At 42.7% G+C, this 11,814-nt stretch carries 15 protein-coding genes and 3 pseudogenes; 3 read left to right on the top strand and 15 right to left on the bottom strand.

All coding sequences use genetic code 11. From position 1 onward, the window contains the following. Positions 1 to 131 precede the first annotated feature (131 nt). Entirely contained in the window at positions 132 to 1,688 is a 1,557-nt protein-coding gene (locus tag OCV62_RS17020) for an ABC-F family ATP-binding cassette domain-containing protein (protein WP_262588155.1), read from the bottom strand. Between the two features lie 503 nt (positions 1,689 to 2,191). Here OCV62_RS17020 and OCV62_RS17025 point away from each other — a divergent pair. Further along, positions 2,192 to 2,329 (top strand): annotated as a pseudogene (locus tag OCV62_RS17025) (ABC transporter ATP-binding protein); the annotation flags it as partial. Here OCV62_RS17025 and OCV62_RS17030 read toward each other — a convergent pair. The 14 genes and pseudogenes from OCV62_RS17030 to OCV62_RS18370 all read right to left on the bottom strand — a co-directional run bounded on the left by OCV62_RS17030 (position 2,327) and on the right by OCV62_RS18370 (position 10,793). Beyond that, on the bottom strand, positions 2,327 to 2,515 hold the full coding sequence (locus OCV62_RS17030; RefSeq protein WP_117816165.1) for a transposase: 189 nt from the start codon (positions 2,513 to 2,515) through the stop codon (positions 2,327 to 2,329). The pseudogene OCV62_RS17025 and the gene OCV62_RS17030 sit on opposite strands and share 3 nt — an antisense overlap. 73 nt (positions 2,516 to 2,588) lie before the next feature. Continuing rightward, positions 2,589 to 2,933, bottom strand: a complete 345-nt coding sequence (locus tag OCV62_RS17035; protein WP_262588158.1) for a hypothetical protein — start codon at positions 2,931 to 2,933, stop codon at positions 2,589 to 2,591. A gap of 348 nt (positions 2,934 to 3,281) precedes the next feature. Next, a pseudogene (locus OCV62_RS18580) lies at positions 3,282 to 3,593 on the bottom strand (integrase core domain-containing protein); the annotation flags it as partial. A 276-nt stretch (positions 3,594 to 3,869) separates the two neighbouring features. Then, positions 3,870 to 4,562 (bottom strand): LptM family lipoprotein, encoded by a 693-nt coding sequence (locus OCV62_RS17050; RefSeq protein WP_044998691.1) that lies wholly within the window; start codon positions 4,560 to 4,562, stop codon positions 3,870 to 3,872. 4 nt (positions 4,563 to 4,566) lie between these two features. Further along, the gene (locus OCV62_RS17055) at positions 4,567 to 5,088 is read right to left on the bottom strand and encodes a helix-turn-helix domain-containing protein (protein ID WP_022154496.1); all 522 of its coding nucleotides are present in this window, start codon (positions 5,086 to 5,088) and stop codon (positions 4,567 to 4,569) included. A gap of 116 nt (positions 5,089 to 5,204) precedes the next feature. Beyond that, the gene (locus OCV62_RS17060; protein ID WP_262588161.1) at positions 5,205 to 6,077 is read right to left on the bottom strand and encodes an AAA family ATPase; all 873 of its coding nucleotides are present in this window, start codon (positions 6,075 to 6,077) and stop codon (positions 5,205 to 5,207) included. Further along, complete coding sequence (locus OCV62_RS17065; protein ID WP_199589890.1) at positions 6,070 to 6,249, bottom strand: hypothetical protein; 180 nt, start codon at positions 6,247 to 6,249, stop codon at positions 6,070 to 6,072. Before OCV62_RS17065 ends, OCV62_RS17060 begins: the two co-directional genes overlap by 8 nt. Positions 6,250 to 6,501: 252 nt before the next feature. Then, complete coding sequence (locus OCV62_RS17070) at positions 6,502 to 7,299, bottom strand: YhfC family intramembrane metalloprotease (RefSeq protein ID WP_227159429.1); 798 nt, start codon at positions 7,297 to 7,299, stop codon at positions 6,502 to 6,504. A gap of 19 nt (positions 7,300 to 7,318) precedes the next feature. After that, positions 7,319 to 7,621, bottom strand: coding sequence for a hypothetical protein (locus OCV62_RS17075; RefSeq protein WP_008121271.1), 303 nt, complete (start codon positions 7,619 to 7,621; stop codon positions 7,319 to 7,321). A gap of 9 nt (positions 7,622 to 7,630) precedes the next feature. Next, positions 7,631 to 7,837 (bottom strand): helix-turn-helix transcriptional regulator, encoded by a 207-nt coding sequence (locus OCV62_RS17080; protein WP_003865061.1) that lies wholly within the window; start codon positions 7,835 to 7,837, stop codon positions 7,631 to 7,633. Then, positions 7,834 to 8,163, bottom strand: coding sequence for a DUF6442 family protein (locus tag OCV62_RS17085; protein WP_262588165.1), 330 nt, complete (start codon positions 8,161 to 8,163; stop codon positions 7,834 to 7,836). The genes OCV62_RS17080 and OCV62_RS17085 overlap by 4 nt, the downstream gene beginning before the upstream one ends. A gap of 214 nt (positions 8,164 to 8,377) precedes the next feature. Beyond that, positions 8,378 to 8,749 (bottom strand): TnpV protein, encoded by a 372-nt coding sequence (locus tag OCV62_RS17090; RefSeq protein ID WP_147632821.1) that lies wholly within the window; start codon positions 8,747 to 8,749, stop codon positions 8,378 to 8,380. Continuing rightward, entirely contained in the window at positions 8,674 to 10,338 is a 1,665-nt protein-coding gene (locus OCV62_RS17095) for a recombinase family protein (protein WP_262588168.1), read from the bottom strand. The genes OCV62_RS17090 and OCV62_RS17095 overlap by 76 nt, the downstream gene beginning before the upstream one ends. Continuing rightward, positions 10,335 to 10,793, bottom strand: coding sequence for a recombinase family protein (locus OCV62_RS18370; RefSeq protein WP_262588170.1), 459 nt, complete (start codon positions 10,791 to 10,793; stop codon positions 10,335 to 10,337). Before OCV62_RS18370 ends, OCV62_RS17095 begins: the two co-directional genes overlap by 4 nt. Positions 10,794 to 10,884: 91 nt before the next feature. Here OCV62_RS18370 and OCV62_RS17105 point away from each other — a divergent pair. Beyond that, positions 10,885 to 11,436, top strand: a pseudogene (locus tag OCV62_RS17105) (FtsX-like permease family protein); the annotation flags it as partial. A gap of 12 nt (positions 11,437 to 11,448) precedes the next feature. Then, complete coding sequence (locus tag OCV62_RS17110; RefSeq protein ID WP_262588173.1) at positions 11,449 to 11,574, top strand: hypothetical protein; 126 nt, start codon at positions 11,449 to 11,451, stop codon at positions 11,572 to 11,574. The last annotated feature ends 240 nt before the right edge of the window (positions 11,575 to 11,814 follow it).

Consider the following 11,814-nt stretch of genomic DNA (forward strand, 5'->3'; position numbering starts at 1 on the left):
AAAAGAACTTTATCAGGAAGCTTAAAAAATATGGCAGCCGCGTCAGGAAAATTTTCCTGACGCGGCTGCCTTTTAAAGTGCTGGACTGCGCTAAGCCATGTTATCATATTGCGTGTCGTGCTGTCCTTTTGTCACACGGTTCGTGTCGTCCATTTGGAAGCATCCCAGACCGTATCTGCGAGCCCGTCATAGAACTCGGGCTCATGGCATACCATCAGAATGCTTCCGCGATATGCGATCAGTGCACGCTTCAATTCGTCCTTGGCATCCACATCGAGGTGGTTGGTGGGCTCGTCGAGGACGAGTACATTGGAGGGACGGTTGATCAGCTTGCAGAGACGCACCTTTGCCTGTTCACCGCCGGACAGGACTTTGACAAGACTTTCAATATGCTTGGTTGTAAGGCCGCATTTTGCGAGAGCGGAACGCACCTCATACTGGCTGTAGCCCGGAAACTCCTTCCAGATCTCCTCGATACAGGTTGTGGGAATATCCTGACTCATTTCCTGCTCGAAATAGCCGATCTCCAGATAATCTCCCTGCTCTACGCTGCCGGAGAGGGGATCGATCAGACCGAGGATGCTCTTCAGCAGAGTTGTCTTACCGATTCCGTTTGCACCGGTGATGACGATCTTGGAGCCGCGTTCCATGGACAGATTCAGCGGGGAGGACAGCGGCTCGTCATAACCGATTACGAGGTCGGACGTCTGGAAAATATATCTGCCGGGCGTGCGTGCCTCTTTAAAATTGAACTCCGGCTTCGGCTTTTCAGCCTGCAGTTCTATTACATCCATTTTGTCCAGCTTTTTCTGACGGGACATCGCCATGTTTCTGGTGGAAACACGAGCCTTGTTGCGGGCAACGAAATCCTTCAAATCTGCAATTTCTTTCTGCTGCTTGTTATAGGCGGCTTCCAGCTGCGCTTTTTTCATCGCATAAACCTCCTGGAACTTGTCATAATCGCCTACGTAGCGGGTCAGCTGTTGATTGTCCATGTGGTAGATCAGGTTGACGACGCTGTTTAAGAACGGAATATCATGAGAAATCAGGATAAACGCGTTTTCGTAATCATTTAAATACCGTTTGAGCCATTCGATATGAGAAACATCGAGATAGTTGGTGGGCTCGTCCAAAAGCAGGATGTCCGGTTTCTCCAACAGAAGCTTACCCAAAAGTACCTTAGTACGCTGACCGCCGGACAGCTCGGAAACATCCTTGTCCAGACCGATTTCGGAAAGCCCGAGGGCGCGGCCAACCTCCTCAACCTTGGAATCGATCATATAAAAATCGTGTGCAGTCAAAAGCTCCTGCAGCGTTCCGGCGTCCTCCATCAGCTGCTGCATGGTATCCTCGTCTGCTTCGCCCATCTTTTCATAAATCCCGTTTAATTCCTGTTCCATATCCAGCAAAAAATCAAAGGCAGAGGTCAGTACCTGACGGATGGTCATGCCCTTTTCAAGGGCAGTGTGCTGATCCAGATAACCGGCGCGGACATTTTTGGACCATTCGACCTTACCTTCATCGGGCTGCAGGCGACCGGTGATGATGTTCATAAAGGTGGATTTTCCCTCGCCGTTTGCGCCGATTAAGCCGATGTGCTCACCCTTTAAAAGACGGAAGGAAACGTCATGGAAAATGGCTCTGTCGCCAAAGCCGTGAGACAGATGTTCTACGTTTAAAATACTCATATTGTTCTCTCTGTACTTTCTGAATTCTGAGTGTTGATATCGGATTGCTTCGTGCTTTTGTGCCCTCACAATCCGCAAAGACTATGTCCCGAAAAGTATAACGGGAAAAAAAGGAATTGACAACCCGTAATTCACAGAAATTCTTGAGCTTTTCCTGAAATAGTTACTGTTCACCCGCGCCATTCGCAAAACCGCGTCTTCGACGCTCTCCGCTGCTTCGCAGCTCTTTTTGCTCATAAAATGGCGCTCCCTTCATACCCTTCTGAGTTCAGATTGTCGTGCAAGCACGGAATCTGGACTCAGAATGGTACGAGTGAACTGCAGCTTAAAACATTGATAGCGAACAAAAGTTAGTCTATTCTTCTTCTGAAAAATGAATTTTTGAACCCGATGGATATGGCGTCAGGGCAAAAGGTCTCTCATCCACCTATGAGTAAGCTCATGTGGGCTTAGCCCTTTTGCCCCTGATATCATGAAGATTACGATATTGAGGAGGGAAAGTGATGTTTCTGGAAATCAGAGGAATCCGAAAGTCCTTCGGCGAGGGCGACAGTCTGGTGGAAGTATTAAAAGGCATTGACCTTTCCGTGGAAAAAGGAGAATTTTGTGTGCTGCTTGGACCGTCGGGGTCGAGTTTGTCAAGATACTTTTTGTGGATTTTCTAAATTAAATGATTTGTCCGTAAAGAAATCGCCCAAAACCTCGTGCTTGCAGATGTCTTGAAACACCGTATTCAAAGGCTTTTTGGCACTTTCGGACTGCTTTACATTTACGATGAATGTTGTTTTTCCTATGCGTTGCGAATAAGAATGTTTCTGTTCTTTCATATAGTCCGCTCCTCTCTTTCATAAGATTTGATTGTGGGGCATTCATATTGGAACACCCAATAACCGCAGATTTTCAATAGTTCAAGAAGTTATTAAGTCGTGAGTATAATGGAAAAGGTCCGCACTTTTCTTTCAGTTCGTTGTATTTAGTTTTCATTCTTTGGAGTGCGTTTGCACAGTCAAAATATTTCTGTCGGTAATAGTTTGCATTCTGTTCTAATTCGCTGATTTCTGCACGACTGGTAATGTCCTCTTTGGCAAGGGCAGTCAGTTGAGAATAATCCTCTTTGGAGATTGCCATTTTACCCGTGATTGTTTTCTGCCCCATACTGTCAATCTCGTTATAGGTTTTGGAAACATTACGGGCAGGCTCATACTTCATCTGTTCACGCTGAATACGCTTCTGCAACTTTTCCAATCGTTCCTTGTCCTGCTTGATTTGATATTGTAGGGAAGTAAGATGTTCGGCGGTACTTCCGTATTCGCCACGCTGAAAGCCTTTGAATCCTCGCTCCGTCATATAATTAAACAATTCGTCTTGCAGTATGCTGTATGAAGCTCGGAACATCGGTTTCCCATTTTTTCTAAGAAGTGGATTTCCTTTTTCATCGGTCAGCGGAATATCCGATTTCCATTTCTTTGAATGGCTAATCTGATTGACTACTTCCTTAACCGTTCCTCGCAGTTTTTCATCTTTGCAACGCTTGCTCCATAGGATTTGATATTGTCAATATTGGTTTACACTTTTTTCTCAAGGATGTTCGACCTATGCTGCCTCCTGTAATGAATCGTAGTATTGTTGACGCTTAATCATCGGAGGTAAGCCACCATTAGCAGAGCAGATTCTTCGGTTATTCCAATAGCTGATGAAATATCTCCAGATGAGTGTTTTTAACTGTTCTACTGTCATTGAAGTGGTATCATAACGTCCATAAAGTAATTCTTCTTTGAATCTTGCCCACATGCTTTCGCATCTGGCATTGTCGTGGCATCTGCCGCCAGCACTGTTCATGCTTTGGAGAATGCCATATTTGCTGATTGCTTTACGATATAACTCACTTGTGTACTGTGTTCCTCTGATACAGCATCAGGATATACTTCCAAAGTTGATGCTGTATCATAAAAGTAAGGGGCGGCAGCACTTTAGGCTGTCGCTCCTTGACTGCCTAACTGCAAAACCGGGCGGGGCTGTCAACGGCGGCTCTGCAAGAGCCGTTCATCTTGCCGTTGACTGGCTCGACTGGGTTTGCTATTCTTTAAGTGTTGTCTGTAAGTCGTTTGTAAAAATATCATCTCCGGCGCACAATCATTTTCTACCAAAGTAGCGGCATAAAAAATTTCATTGTCCTGCCTTTCAAAAATAAGAAGTTTCCATTTTTTTGACTGCAAATTCCGAGGCTGTCTCTTGTACAATTTCTAGTACATTGACATCTTCTGCTATATTTCCTTGACGGGGTTCCAGCTCATTGTTAGTTACCACTTCTGCCTTGCCAGCGTCCGATGCACCATAAGAGAAATTTACTATGGTAGCATTGCTGTATTTTTCAAAAGCTGCATAGTATTCTTCTTCTGTAATTACATCTGTTTCCTCTCCTTTTTTCATGGTATAAGCAGCATTTCCACTTTCGTCAAATTGCTCATAAATCCCCTCTGCCAGTCTGAGCGAACCGGATTTTTCAATTTCAAAACGCTGCATATCGTGACCGGAAGCAGCATAAATACCTGTTTCATCATAGGCGATAGGATATGCTGTTCCCATACTTTCTATTGTTCCTATGTTTTTAACTTCTTTATCTATCAAATAATATACATCACAATTAAGTGCTGCCTGATTTCCCAAACCGTCATTATATACTTGTGAGGTAACAAGTAAAACAGGTAAAGAAGCATTTGTATCAATAATTGCAAAAAGCTCATTATCTTCCAATCCTCCGACGGTTTCTCCATAAATAGCAGCGTTTTCACTACCTTTTTCTCCACATGCACATAAAGAAAAGATTAACACACATAAAGCCATATATGAAATAAACTTCTTTGCCTTATACATATTTTCAGTCTCCTTTTTTTCTTCTTTCAATGGTATAACTTATGAACAATATCACTCCGATTGCTGCCGCAATAATAGACGGTATCATTAACCGCATATAATCAATAGGGGCATTTTCGTATTGTCCTGTAACGATATATCGGTATAGCATATACTGGGTACTAAGTGTTGTGCTTTGTAGCGCAATTACATAGGCGAAATTTAATATGCTAACCATAATAAAAATCAGACCACTAATTAGCAACAGCGTCATTTTTCTGTTATGAAGATTTATTTTCATCAAATCTTCTAAAGTTATTTGCTCATCAGTTTTGTTTGCCACACCTGCTTCTCCTTCCTTTAGCAAATCATCTAATGACACATGAAAAATTCTGCTTATTTTAACGATACTTTCTAAATCAGGGGAAGTGCTATCTGACTCCCATTTGGAAATAGTCTGTCTGGATACGTTAAGTTTTTCTGCTAATTGTTCTTGTGTCATTCCCGAAAGTTTCCTTAATTGGTTGATTTTATTTCCAATTTCCATTTTGTGTCCTCCTTTAAGAGCAATTTTAAATAAAATAAACAATTTTTTCTATCAACATTGCTTTACATTTGCGCTCAAAATAATAACATTTATGAAATTGCTTGTTTTTCTGCACTTTAAGTGTTCATATAAAGGCATTTAAAATTCTTTGCCTTTTTAATGGTCGATTTCCTGAACCCTGCGGCTTCAAGTTTTTCTTCACAATTCGAAGAAAGCATTTCTCCGTCTTTCAGCATTTCAATCAGAAATGCTTTCGCCTTGACTTCCTTATCGTTGGGTCTGCCGATTTTCGGGGCGAGGGATTGGAACGCTTCTTCCGCTGTCATTTCCATTTCGGAAATAAAGTCCACACCTTTCTCAGATACTTCAAACAGAATGGCAGAGCCTGTCGGGGCAAGGTTGGATTTTACCTGCACCAAATATCTTTCCGCAGGTACTTCCTTGTTCGGTGTGCGTGTGATTGCAAGAATACTTCTTGCAGCACCTGCAATGTCAATCGAACCGTTAGTACGGTAAAGGGGATTGGTATCTCTCATCTTGTTCATATGAGCGATAATCACAATCGCACAGCCTGTATCTTTCGCAACCGCTATCAGATGATTAAACTCGGCTCGTGTTTCGTTGGCATTGTTCATCGAACAACTTTCTCCGATATAGGAACTCATCGGGTCAAGAATTAAAAGTTTTGCGTGGTACATCTCAATCGCTTCACGAATACGGTTATCCCCAAAGGACAAAGATTTTTCACCTTCCTTGATGAAGATGAGGTTTTCTTCCGTTTCGGTAAAGGGCAGAGGTTCGCCCTTTGAGAGCAGGGCGGCAATGGAAAGCATTAGCTTGCTTTTTCCATCGCCGGGATCGCCCTGCAACAGCGTAACCTTGCCAACCGGAATATATGGATACCATAGCCATTTCACTTCTTTCGGCTCGATTTCACTCGCCTTGACAACTTCAAGAGGCACGCTGACAGTCATTTCATTTTCAATCATTTTTCTTTGTTCTCCTTTTCGATAAATATTTCGGGCAAAGCACCACAATACAGCGGAAACTCTGCTTACAGTCATTCCTGCATTTTCTGCAAAGTTCGTTGTAGGTAATGCGGTTTCGATCATTCAGAAACAACGCCCACTCTTGTTTCCGCTTCTTGCTCATTCTCGGCATAGCAAGCAATCCTCCTTTCCTGCCGAAAATATAAAAACCACAGAGAAGATACATTCAGCCTTATTTGTGTCATTTCTCGGGGCGAAAATCGGGGTAAATATCCCTTTCTAAGCCTTTCAAAAACGCACATAAGGTATTTGTACTAACCTGTGGTTGTGTATGAAATTGTGGGTTTGGGGTAACAAAAACACCGTATTTCTACGGTGCGTTCTGTCAGATATATTCTGTTTTATGATAGCAGAAAACTGGAATTCACAGTTCTTCCATCCTTCCCATCTTCAGCGCCATAACAAGAGTTCCGGCTGCCATCACAAAGACACCAATTTCAATCACATAGATGGGAAGAAGCGCCGGACCTGCCACGGCAAAGAAGTCCACGATAAAATGAATCCCATATGCAAGAACCGCTGTAAAAGCCGCTGTCCTGCATTTGCCTGCCTTTACCGCCCGGTAGATCAGCAGTGACAACCCGATATGCAGAATGATGGCACTGATTCTTTCGATTCCGCTTACAAAAAAGAGTGGTGCCGGTGTTGTCCATAGGGCCGACAGCTGTGACACGGTCTGGTTTGCAGACTCAGCAGGAAGTGCCGCCAGCGTATTCTGCATGGCTCCGCTGTTGATCATCAGCATGGACACAAGATTGCTGATTCCGGAGAGTCCTCCGAGCAGAATGGCCTCCACACCGCCATGCCCGATTCCATACATCAGTGCATTTGGAAAATCCAGCCATTTCTTCATCCAGAACTTCATGGCAATCAGTCTTCCGGTCTCTTCAAAAACCGCTGCAGCCAAAGCCGCGTACACATAGTAAAGCCATGGCCTGCTCTGTGCGTTCAGTCCGCAGAACTGAATGACAAGAACATGCAGCAGCTGCTCCAACAGCATGGCAAACAGCAGATAGGTTCCTGCTCCGATAAAGAACGAGGAAATCCTTGCCTTAAGCTTCACCCTTCCTGCAATGAACAAAGCAATCGGTACCCCCATCGAGAGGACAACGGAGCAGATAACTCCCGCTATCGCCAGACCTGATATTGTGTTCAATTCCATCTTTATACCTCCCTGATTCTCAAAAAATTCCTTTATTGTATTTGAACTGTCCATACAATATAAAGCCTAATCCGACAATAACTGCTGGAAGAATGATATAATCTATAATTATTTCACTCCAAAACGAAACAATAAAACCTAATACAAGAGATATTCCTATAATCAGCGTTCCTGTGCCGACTGTTTTTCCATACTTTGGTATATCTTCTTCCTTTACTTTTCGCCTGTTATAAGAGTGAATTGTGCTGATATTGCCTTTTATATTTACAATTCCCACAACAGATATGAACACTCCCAAAATCAACATTATAATATTTTCCATAATGACCTCCTAAAAATAGAATAGTTCCTCAAATTTTTTGTCCAATGCAATACAAAGAATTAGAGCCAATTTTGCAGTTGGATTAAACTGTCCTGTTTCAATAGAACTAATGGTATTTCTTGATACTCCTACCATTTCTGCAAGCTGAGCTTGAGAAAGATTTGCTTCTGTGCGAACTTCCTTTAAGTGATTTTTCAGTTGTAATTGTTCTTTCATATTCTCACCTCTAAAAGGTGGCTAACAAATCCAACAAATGCCAAAATGGAAAGCACAAAAAACAGAACGGTCAAGACCAAATCACTCTTTCGCTTCATTTTGATAAAACGAACTAACCATTGTGTTGCAATAATGCTGAAGTATATAACCCACGGACTGTAAATCATAGTATGAGCAAGCACAGAAGATAACAGCGAAAGCAAACAACACACTAAAGCACCAACTTTGCTTGCGTGACTTCCGGATTGATATACCACTTCCATTTCAGCCAAGTCCTTATTGCGATGTTCTTTTCTGCTTGCATTTAAGATTTCGTCCTTTTTCATCAAAACACCTCCATACCAAGTTTTCTTTGCATATTTTAATTATACGCATACCAAGTTTTCTTGTCAATAGAGTTCATAAAAAAGTTACAACCGATATAATAGGTAACTTTTCTACCACTTCGATTATACTCACGACTTAATGACTTCTTGAATACTTGCCGAAAAAGAAAAACTGCCATCGGTTTGACAGCAGTTCTTCTTCGGTTGGTATCCGTTAGGAATACACAATATCATTCAATACAATCTCATCGGCACAGGCTCGAATGTTATTCATCAATCCTATCCATCTCATCATATCCGTTGCTTTCAGTTCTTCCGTTACACCCTGCTTCTTTGCCATTTCCTTTATCAGATATTCCGCCATATCACGAGCCGAAGTATCAATTTCGGCAAGGTGTTCATATAACTTTCCGCTTGTCAGCAGATTAAAATATAGCACACGCTTATGTTCCCCCAAATATCGTTGCCGCAACCGTCCATATTTTGAAAGGGGAGGACTTTCCTCTACTGTCAGGCAGGGATAATAGTAATCTCCGATGAGTTCGTATCGGATACCTGTTCTTTCGTCTGTAATAAATCTTTGCATAGTGCTTCCTCCTTTTGCTTCTTGTGGTAAAAATCCAAGGTTTTCTTGTTGTGGTTTACCTTTTTACATTCCTCGGAGCAGAATTTCTGCTGACTGTGTGTAGGCCAGTAGGTACTACCACACACAGCACATACACGCTGACGGTAATAGTGATCGCCTTTTTCCGCTTCGCTGTCGGCTTTCTTCTTATCCTGCCTTGCCTGATAACAACAATCCTTTGAACAGAATACCTGTCGATTGCTTGTAGGGACAAACTCTGTCTGGCAATGAGGACATACCTTTGTTTTGACGATTCCGCCACCGTTTTCAGCAAGTTTTTTCGCCTTTCGCTTCTCTCGATAGGCTTTTTCACGCTGACGCTGTTTCTCCAATCGCTTCTTTTCTTCCTGTTCTTCCTGCTCTTTTATCTCGGCAAGTTCTTCCTCGGTGTAGGCAATATCGACTTGTCCGACATAATTGAAATAAATGTCAACCTTTTGCGTTCTTGCTTTACCTACACCCTCGGATTCATACACCACAATCTTGTCAATGAGTTCGGTAAACATCAAATCGGAAACTTCCGTAGGATTTTTATACTTGCGTATCAGCGAAACAAAATGCTGAATATCCATAGTGCTGTCTTTTTCTTCGGAAAGTTCCTTTTTCATCGTTTCTATTTTCGCTTCCAATTCAGCCTGTTCATCGTCATACTGATTCATCAGTTGCTTGTATTGTCTTTCGGGTAACAATCCCGATATAAGATTTTCATACAAGCCACGAATGAGCGTAGAGAGTTCGTCATAGCGTTTCTGACAGCGTTTCAACTCCGATTGATTGTGCTTCGGCTTTTCCTCCTGCTTGTCTTTCCAAAGGGATTGCAGTTCCAAAGCAAAGGCTTTTTCGTCATTCAGAACGAATTTTGAAAAGCGTTTAACTGCCGATAATATCAAGGCTTCAACATTATCAGCACTTATTGAATGAGCAGTACAGGAATTTACCCTGCTCGCATAACCACCGCAACGGTACGAATACTGCAAGGAGCGGTCTTTTTTGCTGTAATGTGTCTGCAAGGTCAATCTTCTGCCACAGTCGGCACAGTACAGATAACCGCTTAATCGGTTGGTATGTGTACCTCTTGCCGCAGCTCTGTTCACTCGTTTCTTTCGCTTCTGAACGCTGTCCCAAAGTTCCTGCGATATGATAGGCTCATGGGTGTTATAAAACACATACTGCTCATCTTCATCGGTAGTCTTTCTCTTATGTAATTTAAAATTGGTGCTGACCGACTTTCTCAAAACAGTATGTCCAAGATATTCTTGTCTGCTTAAAATCGTTCTAATGGCAGATATGCCCCAAATATAAGGGTCTGCAAACTTAATCCCGATGTACTGTTCTGGGTGATATTCCTTTGCATATGCGGCAGGAATTAAAACCTTTTCTTCGGTCAGTATTTCCGCTATGGTTCGTGGACTTTTGCCCTCATTTGCAAGCAGAAAGATACGCTTTACCACCTCAGAAGCCACAGGGTCAACAACAAGCGTCTGCTTATCGCTCGGCAATCGGTTATATCCATAAGGGATTGAACCGCTACAACGCTTTCCGTCTTTCATTCGGGCATCAAATACAGCCTTGATTTTATTGCTCGTGTCTTTGCATAAAATTCGTTCATAATATTCAAAAACGGAGCAAAATCATTATCCGAAGCGTTGTTGCTGTCAATGCTGTTGTTGATTGCAAGGAAACGGACATCTTTCTGTGGAAACAAAATTTCCGTATAAAAGCCGACTTGCAGATAGTTTCGTCCTAATCGGCTCATATCCTTAACAATCAATGTTCCGACATTGCCTGCTTCAATTTCCTTAATCAACGCTTGAAAGCCGGGGCGATTGAAATTTACACCCGAAAAACCATCGTCAGTAAAATGGCGGATATTCTCAAAACCATTCCTACGGGCATAATCTTCGAGGTATTTTTTCTGATTGGTAATGGAATTACTCTCGCCATTCAGGTCATCATCTCTTGATAATCTCTCATAAAGTGCTGTAATCTTTGAAGCCCTTGACATTCTCTTAACCTCCTTCCTTATGTATTTTCAATTTAGGAGAATAAGCGGGAATCCTCGGTAATTGAATTACCGAGGATTCCCGCTTATTCTCCTAAACGATGTCTTTGATCTTGGAAAGGACATGTACGGCGGATATTTTTCCAGTTCTGAAATTACGGATATCGATGACAAATACATCGGTTCTGTGATTGATCTGGAGACGCTGACCAAAATGACGCGTCAGATGAAGATTTCCATGGGCGGGATGATGTGGCTGGTCAGCTTTTTTGCAGTTCTGATATTTGCAGTTCTTGTTTATCTGCTGAGTAAAATTATCATTGAAAAAAATGCGCAGTCGATTTCCATGGCAAAAATTCTCGGTTACTCCAAAGGAGAGATTGCAAGGCTCTATGTTATGCCAACCTCAATTGTTGTCGTGCTCTGCGTGCTGATCAATATTCCGCTGAGCGTCAGGATTATCGGTATCATCTGGAAAGCAATGCTGTCACAAATGATGACGGGGTACCTGCCTTACTGGATTGACCCGAGGATTTATGTGGAAATGTTTGTGGCAGGAGTCATCTGCTATGGGGTTGTGGCTGCACTGGAGCTGAAACGAATCGGAAAAGTCCCGATGGATATGGCATTGAAAAATGTGGAGTGAGGAGGGAAAATTATGTTTGACTTTCAGGATAAAAAGAATCGGTATAAAATGACCGCAGCAGCGCTTTTTACCGCTGCTGCAATGTGTGTCGGCGGCTGCGGTGACGCGGCAGCGGCGACCAGCGGCGCAGGATTTTGAACTGGATTTCACGGCGACCATGGTTTCCAACGGACTTCTGGAAGAAAAGGACTATGAAAAAAATAAGGCTAAAAGGGCGGCAGGGATAAAGGGAAATTCCTGCCGCTCTTTTTTTGACGTGGATTCTATGATATGATGAGCGAAAGTGAGTCAACATGCTCGCATGATTGACGAACGGCGAAATCATAGAGTGAGCTATGCTCACGCCGGGATGAGCGAAAGTGAGTCAACATGCTCGCA

It is taken from the genome of Gallintestinimicrobium propionicum, from assembly GCF_025567525.1.
In the GTDB taxonomy this organism is placed as follows: Bacteria; Bacillota; Clostridia; order Lachnospirales; family Lachnospiraceae; genus Gallintestinimicrobium; species Gallintestinimicrobium propionicum.